Source organism: Bdellovibrio sp. ZAP7 (assembly GCF_006874645.1).
Classification (GTDB): Bacteria; Bdellovibrionota; Bdellovibrionia; order Bdellovibrionales; family Bdellovibrionaceae; genus Bdellovibrio.
The window spans coordinates 1-17013 of sequence record NZ_CP030082.1 but is presented as its reverse complement, the minus strand read 5'-3'; the positions used below and the strand labels follow the sequence as shown (position 1 = coordinate 17013).

General features: G+C 43.0%; 15 protein-coding genes. 4 read left to right on the top strand and 11 right to left on the bottom strand.

Features of this window, described 5'->3' with window-relative positions; genetic code table 11:
• Positions 1 to 3 precede the first annotated feature (3 nt).
• The 4 genes from DOM22_RS00075 to DOM22_RS00060 are packed head-to-tail and all read left to right on the top strand — an operon-like array spanning position 4 to position 4275.
• Positions 4 to 972, top strand: a complete 969-nt coding sequence (locus DOM22_RS00075; protein ID WP_142698437.1) for a peptidyl-prolyl cis-trans isomerase — start codon at positions 4 to 6, stop codon at positions 970 to 972.
• Complete coding sequence (locus DOM22_RS00070; protein WP_142698436.1) at positions 965 to 1909, top strand: peptidylprolyl isomerase; 945 nt, start codon at positions 965 to 967, stop codon at positions 1907 to 1909. Before DOM22_RS00075 ends, DOM22_RS00070 begins: the two co-directional genes overlap by 8 nt.
• Positions 1902 to 2858 (top strand): 4-hydroxythreonine-4-phosphate dehydrogenase PdxA, encoded by a 957-nt coding sequence (locus tag DOM22_RS00065; protein ID WP_142698435.1) that lies wholly within the window; start codon positions 1902 to 1904, stop codon positions 2856 to 2858. The genes DOM22_RS00070 and DOM22_RS00065 overlap by 8 nt, the downstream gene beginning before the upstream one ends.
• A gap of 49 nt (positions 2859 to 2907) precedes the next feature.
• Positions 2908 to 4275, top strand: a complete 1368-nt coding sequence (locus DOM22_RS00060) for a phosphomannomutase/phosphoglucomutase (protein WP_142698434.1) — start codon at positions 2908 to 2910, stop codon at positions 4273 to 4275.
• Positions 4276 to 4346: 71 nt separating this feature from the next.
• Here the strand turns inward: DOM22_RS00060 and DOM22_RS00055 are convergent, their stop codons facing one another.
• From DOM22_RS00055 to dnaA, 11 genes are all read right to left on the bottom strand, one after another.
• On the bottom strand, positions 4347 to 5348 hold the full coding sequence (locus tag DOM22_RS00055) for a MerR family transcriptional regulator (protein ID WP_142698433.1): 1002 nt from the start codon (positions 5346 to 5348) through the stop codon (positions 4347 to 4349).
• A gap of 358 nt (positions 5349 to 5706) precedes the next feature.
• Entirely contained in the window at positions 5707 to 6018 is a 312-nt protein-coding gene (locus tag DOM22_RS00050; protein ID WP_142698432.1) for an ATP synthase F0 subunit C, read from the bottom strand.
• Positions 6019 to 6055: 37 nt separating this feature from the next.
• On the bottom strand, positions 6056 to 6760 hold the full coding sequence (gene atpB / locus DOM22_RS00045) for a F0F1 ATP synthase subunit A (RefSeq protein ID WP_142698431.1): 705 nt from the start codon (positions 6758 to 6760) through the stop codon (positions 6056 to 6058).
• Complete coding sequence (locus tag DOM22_RS00040; RefSeq protein ID WP_142698430.1) at positions 6735 to 7106, bottom strand: hypothetical protein; 372 nt, start codon at positions 7104 to 7106, stop codon at positions 6735 to 6737. The genes atpB and DOM22_RS00040 overlap by 26 nt, the downstream gene beginning before the upstream one ends.
• Positions 7107 to 7331 carry an AtpZ/AtpI family protein gene (locus DOM22_RS00035; protein ID WP_142698429.1) on the bottom strand — a complete coding sequence of 75 codons (225 nt, stop codon included), beginning with the start codon at positions 7329 to 7331 and terminating at the stop codon, positions 7107 to 7109. It abuts the gene before it with no gap.
• Positions 7331 to 8128 carry a tetratricopeptide repeat protein gene (locus tag DOM22_RS00030; RefSeq protein ID WP_142698428.1) on the bottom strand — a complete coding sequence of 266 codons (798 nt, stop codon included), beginning with the start codon at positions 8126 to 8128 and terminating at the stop codon, positions 7331 to 7333. Before DOM22_RS00030 ends, DOM22_RS00035 begins: the two co-directional genes overlap by 1 nt.
• A 1-nt stretch (position 8129) precedes the next feature.
• Positions 8130 to 10619 (bottom strand): DNA gyrase subunit A, encoded by a 2490-nt coding sequence (gene gyrA, locus DOM22_RS00025; RefSeq protein WP_142698427.1) that lies wholly within the window; start codon positions 10617 to 10619, stop codon positions 8130 to 8132.
• Between the two features lie 23 nt (positions 10620 to 10642).
• Entirely contained in the window at positions 10643 to 13072 is a 2430-nt protein-coding gene (gene gyrB / locus DOM22_RS00020) for a DNA topoisomerase (ATP-hydrolyzing) subunit B (RefSeq protein WP_142698426.1), read from the bottom strand.
• A gap of 53 nt (positions 13073 to 13125) precedes the next feature.
• On the bottom strand, positions 13126 to 14253 hold the full coding sequence (locus DOM22_RS00015) for a DNA replication/repair protein RecF (protein WP_142698425.1): 1128 nt from the start codon (positions 14251 to 14253) through the stop codon (positions 13126 to 13128).
• Complete coding sequence (gene dnaN / locus DOM22_RS00010; protein ID WP_142698424.1) at positions 14253 to 15359, bottom strand: DNA polymerase III subunit beta; 1107 nt, start codon at positions 15357 to 15359, stop codon at positions 14253 to 14255. The genes DOM22_RS00015 and dnaN overlap by 1 nt, the downstream gene beginning before the upstream one ends.
• 235 nt (positions 15360 to 15594) lie before the next feature.
• Positions 15595 to 17013 (bottom strand): chromosomal replication initiator protein DnaA, encoded by a 1419-nt coding sequence (gene dnaA, locus DOM22_RS00005; RefSeq protein WP_142698422.1) that lies wholly within the window; start codon positions 17011 to 17013, stop codon positions 15595 to 15597.

Sequence of the window (17013 nt, the reverse complement as noted above, 5' to 3'; positions counted from 1 at the left end):
CAGATGAAATTCCTAAAGAGCCCCGCCAAAACGGGGCTTTTTATTTTAACAAGCATGTTGTTGGCGGGTTGTCCTTCCAAATATCAAAAACTTTCTAAACAACCTGTTGAGAAAGTAAATGAACACGTTCTGACGGCGAAGGAATTCGCAAATCAGTTGGCACGTAAGCTTAAAAACTTTGATGCGTTGGCCGCCAAAGATCCCAACAACGTTCAAAGAATCAAAGAAGAAATTCTTCGCGATTTTTTGGTGAAGAGCTTAACCTTGGATTGGGCACGCGCGCAAAGCATCGTGGTTTCTGAAAACAGTCTGGATAAGGAAGTGGATAAGCTCCGAGCCAACTATCCTGATGATCTTTCTTTCCGCCGTGCTTTGGCTCAAGAGAACCTATCCTTTGCAGAATGGCGCGAAGAACTTCGTTACAGCCTGATTGAACGTGAAGTTTTCAAAAAGATTAATGAGAAGGCTAAACCGATCGCTGAAGAAGAGATTAAACGTTATTACGATGACCACAAGGATATGTATAAACGCAAAGAGCGCATTTATATCCGCCAGATCGTCGTCGATGAAGAATCCAAAGCAGACGCGATTAAAACGGATCTAAAAACCAAAGATTTCGCGGAACTTGCCAAGAAATTCTCCATCACTCCCGAGGCCAAGCAGGGTGGCGTTATCGGTTGGATTGAAAAAGGAACCGTGGATTACTTTGACCGCCTGTTCACAAACTCTGTTGGCGTACAAATGATCAAAAGTCCCTTCGGGATTCACCTAATTCGTGTGGAAAAAAAGGCTCCAGCGTCTACTTTGACTCTCGAAGAGGTTCGCCCCCAGATTACGCGCGCGCTTAAAGCACAACGCGAGCAGGCAGAATACGTGGCGTGGCTTGATGCCCAGCTCAGAAGTAGTAAAGTTCTAAAGGACTACGAGTTGATGAATTCCATCTCCGTAGATACCCGAGGGAATAATGATTAGTTTGCTTGTTTCTTTATTTTTAGCAGTACCGGTTAAAGCCGAAGTCGTTGAAAAAACTTTGGCTGTTGTGAACAACGAAATCATCTTGGAATCTGACCTTAAGGAATTGCAAAGTCGTATTGCAAAGCCAGGTATGATTGATGACGCTTTGATGGATGGTAAGTCTGCTGATGCTTTAAAGAAAGATCGCAAAGCGCAGATGGACTATTTGATTAACGAAAAGATTCTTTCGTCTGAAATCAAGCGCCTGAATCTGACTGTGACGAATGACCGTGTTGAACAAGAGTTCAAAGACATGGCCAAAAGAAATAACGTAAGCGAAACCGAGCTTATGAGCATTCTTAAGGGCCAAGGCATCAATATCCCTGAATACAAAATTTTTCTAAAAGAAAAGATCGAAAAGCAGAATTTGATGGATACAGAGATCATTTCAAAATTGCGTATTTCAGATGAAGACGCTTTGAATGAATATCTAAAATCAAATCCAAACAATAAGCCCGCAATTGACGAGTTCTCCGTTTCCCACATCTTCTTTTCTCCAAAAAAAGGTGGCTCTGAAGCTGCATACAAACGCGCTGAGACAGCTCTTTCGAAACTTCGTTCCGGGGAAAACTTTGAAACTTTGGCGCAACAATTCAGTGAAGATCCAAATTTCTCTGCTGGCGGTGCTTTGGGTACTTTTAAATCCGGCGAATTCATTCCGGAAATTGAGGAAGCTATCTCGAGCCTTAAAGTTGGTGAAACAACAGGAATCGTAAAATCTCGTCTGGGTTTCCACATCGTAAAATTGACGACTAAAAAGCTGACGCCAGATCCTAAGTTTGAAAAACAAAAAGACCGCATCAAAGCTCAACTTTTGGAAGCTAGTTTCAAAAGACAACTTCGTCTTTGGTTACAAAACAAACGCGACGACTCTTTTATCAGAATTAATGAGTAACAAACGAATTGCACTTACCACGGGCGATGATGATGGGATTGGCTTTGAAGTCACAGCCAAGGCCCTTCACAAACTCGGTCCACAAAAAGGTGTGCAATTCTTCCTATGGCGAAACGACAGCGCCTCTGCAAAATATCTAAAACTCATCGATCAGAAATTCAAACGCATTGTTGTCGACTCGCTTGAAGAGGGCCTAAAAATCGAGGGTCCTTATCTGGTTGATATCTGCTCTGACTTGTCGCCGGCTCATTGGGTTGAAACCACCGCCAAAGCCTGCATGAAAAAGCAACTCGACGGCATGGCAACGGCTCCTTTATCAAAAACTTTGATCAAAGATGCTGGCTTTAAAGACCTTGGGCACACCGACATTCTTAAGCGCGTTTCCAGAACCAAAACTGTGCATATGGGATTTGCGGGCAGTGAATTCAATGTCGTTTTGGCGACAGGGCATTTGTCAGTTGCTCATATTTCAAAGCACATCAGTTTTAGTACGGTCGCTGAAGCCTTATTGCATGCAGATCAATTACGCAAATCTTTACCAGCCTCCAAACGGTCCAAACCCATTGGCATATTAGGCTTAAATCCTCATGCGGGCGAGCAGGGGATGATCGGCGGCGAAGAGCTATTGGTTTTTCCAAACCTGGCTTCTTTTGCTAAAGAAAAAAGTATTCCCTATGTGGGTCCATTAGTTCCCGATGCGGCTTTTTTTAAAGAGAACTGGAAAAAATATTCCGTGTATTTATGCCTGTATCATGACCAAGGTTTAATCCCTTTTAAGATGATTCATGGACAAGATAGTGGAGTGCACATCAGCCTGGGAATTCCATTCGTTCGCACGAGTGTCGATCACGGCACAGCGAAGGATATTTTTGGCAAAAATAAAGCCAATCCCAACTCTATGATTGATGCTATTCGCTGGTCTATTAATTTGACTCGACAGCAGTCCTAGTTAGGATTATTTCTAATATTTTCCAATACCTAGTTGAAGTGAGGTTTCTATGTATCAACCGGTAATTTTCAGAGAATACGACATCCGTGGCGTTTACAACGGTCAGTTTGACGACAATTTCGCTTATCTTTTGGCGCGCGCATTCGTAGTTCACATGAAGAACGTTAAAAACATTTCTAATCCAACACTGACGATCGGCCACGACGCCCGTGTAAGCTCTCCGGCGATCGTTAAAAGCATGGAAAAAGGTTTCGTTGATTCAGGTGCTAAAGTTATTCACTTGGGCCTTGTAACGAGCCCTGTGTGTTATTTCTCGACCTTCACAATGAAGGTGGATGGCGCCGTTCAAGTAACTGGCTCTCATAATCCTCCAGAATTTAATGGTTTCAAAATTTCTTTGGGTAAAACGACCATCTTTGGTGAAGAAATCCAAGAGCTTCGCAAAATTATCGAAAAAGGTGAATATATCGATGGAAAAGGTTCTGTTGAATCTTTCGACATCCGCCCAAGCTACTACGAACACTACAAAAAAGAATTCGGCCAAATGAAAAACGTTAAGGTCGTTTTAGACTGCGGTAACGGAGCTGGTGGTTCCGTAGTTCGCGGTTTGTTCGAAGCCTGTGGTTTGAAACCGACAATCCTGTTTGAAGAACCAGATGGTACATTCCCGAATCACCATCCAGATCCAACTGTTGAAGAAAATTTGGTGGATCTTGCTGCCCAAGTCAAAAAAGAAGGTGCCGTTTGTGGTATCGGCTTTGATGGCGACGCCGATCGTATCGGTGTAGTCGATCACACAGGTCGCATGGTTTACGGTGATGAGCTTATGACCATCGTATCCCGCGCAATTCTTGAAACAAACAAGGGCGCAAAAATCGTCGGCGATGTGAAATGTTCTGATCGCCTGTACCACGACATCTCAAAACACGGTGGCCAACCGATCATGTGGAAAACGGGCCACTCTTTGATCAAAGAAAAAATCAAAGTTGAAAAAGCACCATTCGGCGGCGAGATGTCTGGTCACATCTTCTTTGCCGATCGTAACTTCGGTTACGACGATGCACCTTACGCGGGTCTTCGCCTGGTAGAGATCCTGGCAAAAACGGGTAAAACAATTCCACAATTGCTTGAAGGTTTGCCTCCAGCATTCAACACGCCAGAAATTCGCATCGACACGACTGAAGAGAAAAAAGTTTTGATCGTCGAGAAAATGAAAGAAGCTTTCAAGGGCGGCCCAGGCGCAGACTACCAGGTAAATTTGACTGATGGTATTCGCCTAAGCTTCGAGGACGGTTGGGCCCTTTGCCGCGCCTCCAACACGCAACCGGTATTGGTTGTTCGTTATGAAGCAACAACTGCCGAAGGTATGAAACGCATCCAAGACCGGGTAGAAGCGGTCGTGAACAAATACCTATAATCGGGTAGTAATATAACGATAAAGCAAAGGGCTGGTGGAAACACCGGCCCTTTTTATTTTGTGCAATTTGCTTATTTGAGCTGTGCGATGGCACTTGTTAGATTTTCTTTTTCTAACCCCACCGACATCACTGCAGCGAATGAAGACACAAGTGCAATCTCTTCTTCAAAAGCTAAAATGCGTTTATATTGCATCTCTACCTTTGATTTTAAATTAAATCCGTATATCTCCAAGGATTCTCCGCTGCTGATAACTCCACCGATGTGTTTAATCTGCGGCTCAAGCGCACGATTTTTCGTGAAATAAAAGATTCGACCCTTACGAACGTCCTCTTGGGCTGCGAATGAAACCGATGCGCGATCATCAGCATTAATCACAGTAGTCACATGCGGACCTACCTCGGTGAATAATTTGAGATATCGTTTTTCCATTTCATCGGAGTGAACGCTTACACTTTTAATAACAATCACATCAGCATTTATTTTCAGAATTTCTTCGTATGAAAGAAACTTTTCCGGAAGGATAAGAATATAAGGCTTCAGCTCAGGCAGTTGCATGCCCAACGACCACGTCAATACTGGAACATCTTGGCCAGATTTTTTGAAATGTTCCTGCACGAAGTAGGCAGTTTTTTCTAAACCGTCACAGCCAGTGATAAGAATCGAAACTTTACCGTAGTAACTCATGATCGCTCTCCTTTGTTCCGCTTCAAGCGGCTCTTGTTTCTTTTGCAAAGAGGAGAGGATACGTTCGATTTGTTCCTTCTGTGATTTCAAAAGTTCTGCATGGTGTGAAATGACTTTCAAGCGTGCATGCATTGAATCTGCGAGCTTATCTGAATTTAAAGATTCATCGGCCTCTAGCAGAGATTTGATTTCTACCAAAGTAAATCCAAGGTCTTTAAAGTCTTTCAAACGTTGAGCGATTTCTAATTGCGATTCATCGTAATATCGATAGCCGTTTTCTCCACGCACATGGGATTTCAACAAACCCATATCTTCGTAAAGACGCAAAGCTTTCGCTGATACACCGATAGATTTCGCAAATTGTCCGATGGTAAGCCAGTTCTTCATCCTAACCTCGAGTTATTTATCGAGGTTGTCCTAAGGGCAAGGTAAATAGGAAAAGAAACTGCAGAGATATTATATTGGATTTGAGAAGGTGCGGACGGCCGCACTGCCGCTCCGGCAGTAGAAATTGCTGATTTTAAATAAATTGTTTGATTAAGAATCCTGATTTTTTTGAATCTGGCAATTTTGGGTAGATGGATAAAGTAAGGCCGTACCTTTAGGAGGTAGGGACTTACTTGATTAAAGGAGCGTCTGAGTGGACAAAGTGGGTCCGTACCAAATAAAAAAGGCCGGGATGAACCCAGCCTTTTTAAAAATCATTTCTGATCTTTTTAATTACTGCGCTTAAGAGCGCGAGGAATTAAGAAAGTTTCAAAGCGATGATCAACGCGTAGATAACTAGAGACTCGATAAGAGCTAGACCCAAGATCATTGGGATCAAAAGTTTACCAGAAGCCGCTGGGTTACGAGCGATACCATCAAGAGCTGTAGCAGCAGTTTTACCTTGTGCCAAAGCGCCACCGAATACAGACAAAGCGATTGCCAAAGCAGCAGCGATAGCTACCAAACCTTTGTCAGTGCCAGCTGCAGCAACTACTGGAGCAGCAGTTTCTTGAGCGAATGCAGATACAGATACCAACATAGCAACTAGAGTTACGATCATTTTTTTCATGTGTGTCTCCTTTAGAGAACGGTTAAATATTTGCTTCTTAGTGGTCGTGTGCAATCGCGAATGCTACGTAAACCATTGAAAGCAAAGTAAATACAAAAGCCTGAACAAAGCATACGAACAATCCCATCATATAGAATGGAATTGGTACGCCGATTGGTACTAGATCCAAGAATACAGATAGTACCGTATGGTCACCCATCATTACGTTCGCAAGACGAAGACCTAATGAGAAGGGACGAACCAAGTGGGAAACGATTTCGATTACGAACATCAACGGAGCCAAGAAAATAACTGGGCCCATAAAGTGTTTAAGGTAAGCGATAGGACCGTTTTCTTTTACACCTTGGAAGTTATAGAACAAGAACATCAAGATACCGAAACCGAATGTCGTATTGATGTTTTCAGTCGCCGGAGTCATGCCCGGAATCATACCGATCAAGTTGTTGAATACGACGAAGAAGAATACGGAAGTAAAGAAAGGAACGTAGTGTTTACCGTGCTCGCCGATAACCATTTCTGAAAGACCTGACATCATCTCTGTCAGCATCTCCATGATGCCGCGAAGAGAGAATTTGTCAGCTGGAAGAACTGCAACTTCACCTTTACCCAAAGATGCACGAGCCATCAAACCGATACCGATAGTTGCTACAGTTGCGATCGCAAGAGTTGCAATGTGATAATACTCAACGCCAACTGCAGGGATAAGCTGTGTCCAGTTAAACGGGTGGTGTTCTGCCGCCATCTTCTCTTTCCTCTCTCAAAGCTTCACTGATCGCATAGTAAATTGCCGATAAAATAAAGCTAGCAACACCCATCGCAAACCAGATTGATGAAAACCAATCGAGTTTAACCAGAGTGAAGATAATAATGCCTAAAATCGCGTACTTAAATACAATGAGGGAGACGCCTAGGGCAACCAATTTCTTTCGGAAGACGAGCCCGTACCCCAAGCCCATCATGGAAAAGCTTAAAAGGATGGTTAAAGAGCCCCAGACGTAAGAGTTTGCATGATTAGGCGCGGCAAAAAACAGCAAGGCAAAGTAGCCAAGGGCTGTAATGAGGGCCTGAGAAATTAAAACTCTTTTCATTTATGGTTTCTTATTCGCGTTTTCTTTTTCTTCTTGGGCATCCATGCGTTTTAAAAGCCAAATCACACGGACGAGCCAGCCCACCAGGGCCGCCAAACTCAAACCAACAAAGGCCATGCCTTTGGTTTGATACTTACTATCCAGAAGTTCGCCCAAGTAAAAACACCCGATGATCAAGCCGACAAGTTCGAAGCCGATGGATGCAAAAATTATATACTTTTTCATTACTTCCTAAAGCCTTTCGCACCCGGGGCATTTTTCATACGCTCTTGCAGACGTTTGATTCGAAGCTCGATGTATTCTGGCGGACTGTATTTTCCGCGATAACCCTCAAGAACCTTAATCGCTTCTTTGAAATTATCATTTTCCTCATAGCATACGGCCAACGTCAGTCCCACATTTTCTTGAACAGCACGTTGTGGATATTTCTCGATAATACCTTTAAAGATATCTGTGGCTTTATTGAATTCTTTCTTAGCGACCAGAATATTTCCTTTTAACATCAATGCCTGGAAGCGAATATTGTCGTCGGACTTTAAACGCAGCAATGAATCGATCTCTGATTCCGCCTGGAAGAAGTTATTCATGTAGTAGTGCGCACGCGCCACACTCATTTGATATTGAGAAGCCTCAAGATCTGTATGAGGCATCTGTTGCAGTTTGCTGAATTCAACAATCGAAGCCTGATAGTTCTGAAGATTGTTAAAGTAGATCTCTGCAATCTGCTTTTGTGATTGCAGGCGCTCTTTTTCATCGCTCGAATGGAGGACGATAAATCGATGATACCCAATCGTACGCTCATAGTCTTTTAATTCAAAGAAAGCGACACGGGCAGCCTCACGAGCCGCATCCATGGGATATTCAGATTTGTTGTTTCGAAGAATGACCCGGTCGAAGTATTCCAGGGCGACCTTATAGTTACCCTGAGACACATTTTTTTCTGCGGTCTTAAAGTCACCCTGCTCCTGAGTGGAGCAGGCGGTGAGGAGTAGGAATATTACAGCCAGTACTCCTCTGATCATATTAGTGAGTTACGCCTTCAGGTGCATTCGGATTAGAAGCTGCTTCGTCAGATTGATCGTCTTCAACCACTGCCAAACCAGTTACTGTCTCGTCTTTTTCGTCGATGTTAATCAAACGAACACCTTGAGTGTTACGACCAAGAACAGAGATATCCGTCATTTTCATACGGATAACTTGTCCATTGTCTGTTGAAAGGATCAATTCGTGTTTCTCAGAAACTTTTTTAGTCCCGACAACGTTACCAACCTTGTCCGTTGTTTTCTGAGTGATGATACCTACACCACCACGAGATTGAACGCGGTATTCGCCCACTTCTGAACGTTTACCGTAACCTTTCGAAGTCACCATCAAGATTGTGTCTGGAGTATTTTTCTCCAGTACTTCCATCGCCACAACGACGTCGTCTTTCGCAAGTGTGATTGCTTTCACCCCACGAGCTGTACGACCCATTCCACGCACGTCGTTTTCGTTGAAACGAATCGACATACCTTCTTTTGTTGCGATGAAGATGTCTGACTGACCATCAGAAATTTTAACAGCGATAATGCCGTCATCAAGATCTGTGGTCAGAGCGATAACACCCGCAGTTCGTGGATTCGCAAAAGAATCCAAAGACGTTTTTTTGATGATACCTTTTTCAGTCAACATAACAGCGAATTTGTTTTCGTTGAATTCATCCACTGGAAGAATTGCACGAACACTTTCGCCCGAAGCAAGTTGGACAACGTTTGCCAATGACTTACCTTTTGAAGTTCTGCTGCCAAGTGGAAGTTTATGAACTTTCACCCAGTACACTTTACCTTTATCAGTAAACACTAGAAGCATCGTTTTTGTGGAAGCAGAGAACAAGTCTGTTACATAGTCTTCTTCTTTTGTTTCCATGCCTTTCAAGCCTTTACCACCACGTTTTTGAACGCGGTATTCAGCTGTTGGCATACGCTTGATAAGACCTGTGTTTGTGACTGTCACAACCATATCTTCGTCAGCGATCAAATCTTCGTCTTCGATATCGTCTAGACTGCCTTGCAGTTGAGTACGGCGAGGGTCAGCGTAACGTTTTTTCATATCTTCAAGCTCACCAACGATGATTTTGTAGATTTCACGAACGTCAGCCAAAACGAATTTTAACCAGTCAATTTGCTTTTGTAATTCAGCAAGTTCTTCGATGATTTTGTCGCGCTCTAAACCAGTCAAACGTTGCAAACGCATTTCCAGGATTGCAATCGCTTGGCGTTCAGAGAATTCGAATTTAGACATCAAGGCTTCACGAGCCGCATGGGCTTCTTTAGAAGCACGGATCGTCTTGATAACTTCTTCGATGTGATCAAGGGCTTTTTTCAAACCTTCCAAGATGTGCGCGCGCTCTTGGGCTTTTTTAAGTTCGAAGATACAACGCTTCGTAACGACGTCACGACGGTGATCAACGAAGGCCTCAAGCATGCCTTTCAAATCGAAAGTAACCGGTTGGTTTTTCGCATCAAGCGCCAGCATGATGATGCCAACAGACACTTGCATTTGAGTGAATTTGTACAAGCGATTCAAAATAACGGAAGCGTTTTCGCCACGTTTTAGATTGATCACGATACGCATACCTTCACGAGATGATTCATCCCGGATATCAGAGATACCTTCGATTGCTTTATCACGAACTAGGTCCGCGATGCTTTCGATAAGTTTTGCTTTATTAACTTGGTATGGGATTTCCGTGATGATGATATCTTCGCGGTCTTTGTTTGGAACGATTTCCGCAACGGCTTTAAGTGAAATAATGCCGCGGCCTTTTTTGTAAGCCTGTAAGATACCTTCACGTCCTGCGATCACACCGGCAGAAGGGAAGTCTGGTCCCTTGATGTGCACCATTAGGTCTTCAAGTTGGCAAGTAGGGTTGTTGATCAAATGGATTGTACCATCAATCACTTCACCCAAGTTGTGTGGCGGAATATTTGTCGCCATACCAACCGCGATACCTGAAGAACCATTGACCAAAAGATTTGGAAATTTCGCTGGCAAAACCAAAGGAATTTGCAAAGAGTCATCGTAGTTCGGTCCGAAGGCTACTGTTTCTTTTTCAAGATCATTCAATAATTCTTCCGCCATCGGAGTCATACGGATTTCCGTATAACGCATGGCTGCTGCGCTGTCGCCGTCGATAGAACCGAAATTACCTTGACCATCTTCAAGCGGGTAGCGAAGAGAGAAATCCTGGGCCATACGAACCATTGTTTCGTAAACAGCCGAGTCACCATGTGGATGGTATTTACCGATCACGTCACCCACCACACGGGCAGATTTCAAATACGGTCTGTTGTGACGGTTGTTCATTTCACTTTGAGCGAAAAGAACGCGACGATGTACAGGTTTTAAACCATCACGTACGTCTGGAAGTGCACGACCCACGATAACTGACATCGAGTACTGAAGGTATGCTCCACGCATTTCCTTGCTGATATCGACAACCGTGACGCCTTTTTCTTGATTACTATTTTCCATATTCAATCACCAATACCTAAAAATTAAACGTCAAGGCTACGAGCCAGTAGAGCATTTTCGTGGATAAAGTTACGACGAGGCTCAACCATTTCACCCATCAAGATAGAGAATGTTTCATCAGCCGCAACAGCGTCTTCAATAGAAACTCTTAGAAGAGTTCTGTTTTCCTTGTTCAGTGTAGTTTCCCACAACTGCTCCGGATTCATCTCTCCCAATCCTTTATAACGTTGGATGTAGATTCCTTTTTTCGTAGATTCCATAACGTGTTCATAGAACTCATTGTAGCTTTCGAATTGCACTTCGTTTTCGCCCTCAATGATCGTAAGTGGAAGTGTACTGATACCTTGGATTTGACCCCAGATTTTACGAAGCTCGATCATTTCTGAAGAGCGCAAGCTGTCCAGACTGAACTTTGTTGTCATGCGGTCTGCATAGCGAACAGTATAGATGTCTGCGTATGGCTTCCCAGTGGCTTCATCTTGTTTTACTTCCGCTTTGAATTCTGTGATTCCAAGTTTTGGATCCGCATTCACCCAAGCCGTCATGTCAGCAAGAACGGTTTTCAACTTGCCTTCATCACTCAATGTTTTTTCAAGATCAGCCACTTTGCTTAACATGAAATATAAAACGTCTTTGTCGTATTTCTTGGAAGAGACACGGATCAAACTGTTTAGTTTCTGGATGTTTAAGATCAACTGACGAAGATCTGCTTCAGGCAAGTTTTCTTTGCCTTTGATTTTGAAGTTGTTAAGACCCGAGCTCAAAAGATACTCAGTCAAAGCAGCTTCATTTTTTAAGTATGTTTCTTCTTTACCTTTTTTAGCACGGTACAAAGGTGGTTGTGCGATATACACATAACCGCGCTCAAGTACCAATGGCATTTGACGATAGAAGAACGTTAAAAGCAGAGTCATGATATGAGAACCGTCGACGTCGGCATCGGTCATGATAATGATTTTGTGATAACGGATTTTATCAACATTCACGTTATCTTTACCGATACCAGTACCTAGTGCCGAGATAATAACTTTGATCTCTTCAGAAGAAATAATTTTATCAAAGCGCGCTTTTTCTACGTTTAGGATTTTACCTTTTAACGGCAAAATCGCTTGTGTACGACGATCGCGACCTTGCTTCGCGGAGCCTCCCGCGGAGTCCCCTTCCACCAGGTACAGTTCGCAAAGAGCTGGATCACGTTCCTGGCAGTCCGCCATTTTACCTGGCAATGAACCACCATCCAACGCTGTCTTACGACGAGTCAAATCACGAGCTTTACGAGCCGCCTCACGAGCACGCGCTGATTCCACGCATTTCATGATAACGTTTTTAGAAACGGACGGATTGCGATCCATCCAGTCAGCAAGTTTCTCATTCACCAAAGACTCGACGATACCTTTTACTTCGGCATTACCAAGTTTAGTTTTTGTTTGTCCTTCGAATTGCGGTTCGCGAACTTTTACAGAGATAACTGCTGCCAAACCTTCACGGATGTCTTCACCCTCAAGATTTGTTTTTAGATCTTTTAAAAGATTTTTTTCAGTCGCATATGCATTCGTTGTACGAGTTAGCGCTGCACGGAAACCAACAAGGTGAGTACCACCTTCATGTGTGTTGATGTTATTGCAATATGTGAAAATAGATTCTGAATATGAATCATTCCACTGCATTGCGATCTCAACTTCGACTTCGTCTTTTTCGCCTTTGAAGTAAACCACTTCGTTATGAAGAGATTTTTTAGACTGATTCATGTACTTGACGAATTCCGCAACACCTTCAGCGTATTGGAAATCTTGTTTCTTACCTGTGCGTTCGTCAGATAAAGAAATATGAAGACCTGCATTTAGGAAAGCAAGTTCACGGAAACGATTTGCAAGAGTCGCAAAATCGTAAGTCAAAGTTTCGTCTTTGAAAATATCACGATCTGGTTTGAAAGTTGTTTTTGTTCCAGTTTTTGTAGTCTCTTCGCCTTTTTCAATTGGCGCTAAGATTTTGCCACGCTCGTAGTTTTGTCTCCAGAAGTGACCTTCACGTTGAACTTCAACGCTTACGCGAGTGGAAAGGGCATTTACAACGGAAGCACCCACGCCATGTAGACCGCCAGAAACTTTATATCCACCGCCATCGAATTTACCACCGGCGTGAAGTACGGTCATAACTAGCTCAAGAGCTGATTTACCAGTTTGTTTTTGAGTCGCAACAGGAATACCACGACCGTCATCTTCGACTGTGATGGACTCATCTGCGTTGATAGATACTTTGATTGTTTTGCAATATCCCGCAAGATGTTCGTCTACCGAGTTATCCACAATCTCATACACAAGGTGATGATAACCCTTGAATTGTGTATCACCGATATACATCCCGGGACGTTTACGAACCGCTTCAAGACCTTCAAGAACTTGAATTGAATCAGCTGAATAGGAAGCTGGTTGCTGTTGTTCTTCTGTAGACACTGTAACCCCTCATTGCTTTTGCATACCACTCGACGCTGTCGAGTAAGTCGCGTTTATGCATCAAGGATTTGTCCATCCTTGATACGCACAACGGAAAGCTGATCCAGACTGAAGGAGTCGGGCAATGTGAAGTCCGTAGTCGTAACAAAAATTTGAGTGTTGATCTCGTGTAAGAACGTAATCAGCGCATCTCTTTTAGTTTTATCGAGCTCGGATAAGACATCGTCCAACATCAGCACGGGATAGGTTCCGTGAGCCTTCCTATGATACACAATTTGAGCCATTTTGAAAGAAAGAATGATCGCTCTTTGCTGCCCTTGGCTACAAAAAAATCTTGAGTCTTTTCCACCATATAGGAAGACGATGTCATGTTTGTGTGGCCCTACCAAACTAGTTCCAGATGAGAGCTCCGCATCATGCAATTCTCCGAGACGTTTTTCGAGAGACATTTGGACTTGTTCACGAGTGAAACTCACAGCGTTCTCGTCTGAAATCAGGTATTCCACTGAGATATCCACAGCAGAAGTGCCAGAAATGTATTGCATGGCATTATTAAAATCTTTCGCCAAACCCGCTAGTGCGGTGATGCGCGCATGAGTTAAATCCGTCGCTAAACGCACGAATTGGGGGTGTAGGGACTCTAAAAGGTTCTGAGTAAGCCCACGGTCAGCCTCACCCTCAATAAAGTTCTTAAGCATCTTGTTGCGAGTTTTCAGTGCTTTACGATAATCCGAGATCAAATCCGTGTTCTTGCGATCAAACGTCACGAGCAAATCATCAACCAGTTCGCGGCGGTGATCAGCACCTTCTTTGATTGCTGCTAAACTTTCCGGACTGAACACAACACTAGCGAAAATTTTGCGAACGTCTGCCGAGCTCACACGTTTTTCATTCAACGTAAGCACTTTGCGACTTTTCGATAATCCCAATTTCAATTTGTAGTGAAGATCGTTTTGAGTAATCAGTGCTTGAATAAGCGCTTCCTGATTATTCGAGTTAATCATCGTAGAGTTATCTGAGTAGCGAAAGGAATCACCTTGAGAGATCATGTACATTGCTTCAAGGAGATTTGTTTTCCCCTGACCGTTGTCTCCAACGAAGACATTCACGCGAGGGGAAAACTTTAATACTACGTCTCGGTAGTTACGAAAATTTACAAGACGTAGTCGTTCAAAGATCATTAGATTCTCATAGGCATAACAACACAAGTGTAAGAAGTGTCGTTATGAGGTCTCATCAAACCAGGTGACAAGTGATCGTTCAATTCGAAATCGATCTTGTCGTGGTTCATGCTAGTCAAAATGTCAGTGATGTATTTTGCATTGAAACCGATTTTAATATCGCCACCAGCGTATTCAACTTCGATTTCCTCTTTCGCGTCACCCAACTCTGGATTGTTCGAAGAAATTTCCATACGGCCGTTTGAAAGATTCAACAATACTGCTTTTGATTTTTGATTCGCCAAAAGTGAAACGCGTTTTAGTGAAGTCAGGAAAGCTTCCTTGTTGATCATCACTTTTTGCGTCAGCTTCTGTGGAATAAACTGTTGATAATTCGGGTACTTTCCTTCGATCAAACGAATCATCAAGATTGTTGATGAATGTTTTAATACGAATTGGGAGCCTTCCACAGCTATTTCCACAGACCCATCGATGCCTTCCAAAATCTTTTTGATTTCATGAAGACCTTTACGAGGAATGATCACACCTTGAGTTGCAGAAACTTTTACGTCTGAGGATTCTTTCGAAACCAAACTCATACGATGACCATCTGTCGCTACCATTTTGAAACCGGCTTGTGGATTCAATTCAAAGAATACACCGTTCAAGTGATAACGAGTTTCATCGTTCGATACTGAGTAAATTGTTTTATCAATCATCTCTTTCAAAACTTGCGCTGCAATTTTGATGAAGGCTTGAGAGTTGTAAGTAGGGAAGATCGGATATTCTTCAGCAGAGATACCAACAATCTTAGATGTGTATTTCCCTTGTTTGATCTCCAACCAGTTATTTTCTTTTTTGATTAAAGTGATTGGGCCTTCAGAAAGTTCTTTCGCGATTTCGAAAAGACTTTTTGCAGATACCGCTACTTTACCTGGTTGATGAACTTGCGCTTTGATTTGGTCTGTAAGACTTACTTCCAAATCTGTTGCGAATACTTTCAGTAAATTTTGATCTGCTTCAAGAAGTACGTTGATGAGAATGGGCATTGTATTGCGCTTCTCAACGATGTTTTGAGTTTTACCGATAAGGCTTAATAGATCTCTTTTATCAATTTCGATCTTCATAACTAATTCCTCTTAAAACACCCTTCTTATTATCTATTACTATTAATATAAATAACTAGTAGTAGTAGTAGGGGCGTGGAAAACCTAACAAATCCTGTAAGTGCGTGTAAACACTAAAAAACAATTGTGGATAAAGCCTCTGTACAAGTTTGGCTGAAAGTTGCGAATTTTGGGGGTAACTCAGATCCACATTTCTTCCCCCAGATCCTTCCACAACTCTATCCACAGTCCACATTCACACCCCTGTGATATTGTGGATTCTCTGCTCTAAATCCTCGATATCTTTTGCGATATCTTGATCCGTCGCCTGTAGAGATTTCACTCGATCCAGCGCGTTCATCACCGTCGTGTGATCTTTTCCGCCGAAAGCTTTGCCGATATCCACGAGTGATTTGTCCAAAAACTTCTTAATCAAATACATCGAGATTTGACGTGGAACGACAATTGGCTTGGCGCGCGTGGAGGATTTTAGATCCAAAACACGTACTTTAAAGTGATCCGCTGTCATTTTCATAATCTCTTCAACAGAGATAGTGGATTGAGTTTCATGGTGTGAAAGGATGCGCTTCACAAGCTCGCCATCAATCGGCAGACCTTGAAGCTCAGAGAACATCTTCACCTTCTTAAGGTTGCCTTCCAGCTCTCTGATGGACCGTTTAGAGATGCGTGCGATGTGATGAACAACATCTTCAGGCAGTCGCATATTAAACTTTTCAGCTTTATATCTAAGGATCGCGATACGAGTTTCCAAATCAGGCATGGTGATGTCTGCGATCAAACCACGTTCAAGACGGGTACGACTGCGATCTTCAAGTCCGTGGATATCCTTCGGCATACGATCACTGGCCAGGATAACCTGCTTACGAGTGTCGATGAAGCTATTCACTGTGTGGAAGAACTCTTCTTGAACAGCCTCACCACGCGCGATGAACTGCACATCATCCACTAATAGGATGTCGGAGTTTTCGCGGTATTTTTGGCGGAACTTATCCATTTCGTGACGACGAATCGCCGAAATGCACTCATTCATAAAGCGTTCAGCCGATAAGTAAGTGATTCTAAGTTGCGGAAATTGTTCACGAATGTGATTTCCAGCTGCGTGTAAAAGATGGGTTTTACCCATCCCAACGGGTCCATATATATAGAGAGGATTGTAATCGTCCGCTCCAGGATTCCTGGCTACGTTGAAACAAGCTGCATGAGCGAATTCAGAATTTTTACCCACGACGAAGGTCGAAAAGGTCAAATCCACATTTAACGTATCGCTGGACCTAGGTTGAGTAGTCTGAATAGCCTGAGCACGTGAAAGTTGTGCCTGAAGAACCTCTGAACCTTGGTGAGAAGGAGTCTCCTCCACGGTGTTCACAGTTTCAATATGAGTATTCACTTTGGCGCCCGTAACATTAAACTCAACTTCGAAAGGTCTCTTGTAAGTATCCGAAATCTCAGTGTAAATCTTATCCTGAAGGTTCTCGATCACAAAATATTGGTGGAGGGCGTTGGGTACTCCAAGTATCAATTTGGGACGCTCAAAAGAGCCCCCAGTACTGATATATTCAATAGGGTCTAGCCACGTATCTAATAACTTATTGTTATCATTACGACTTTTCATTTTTGTCTTAATCAATGTCCAGAAAGAAGCGTTTAACTCCAT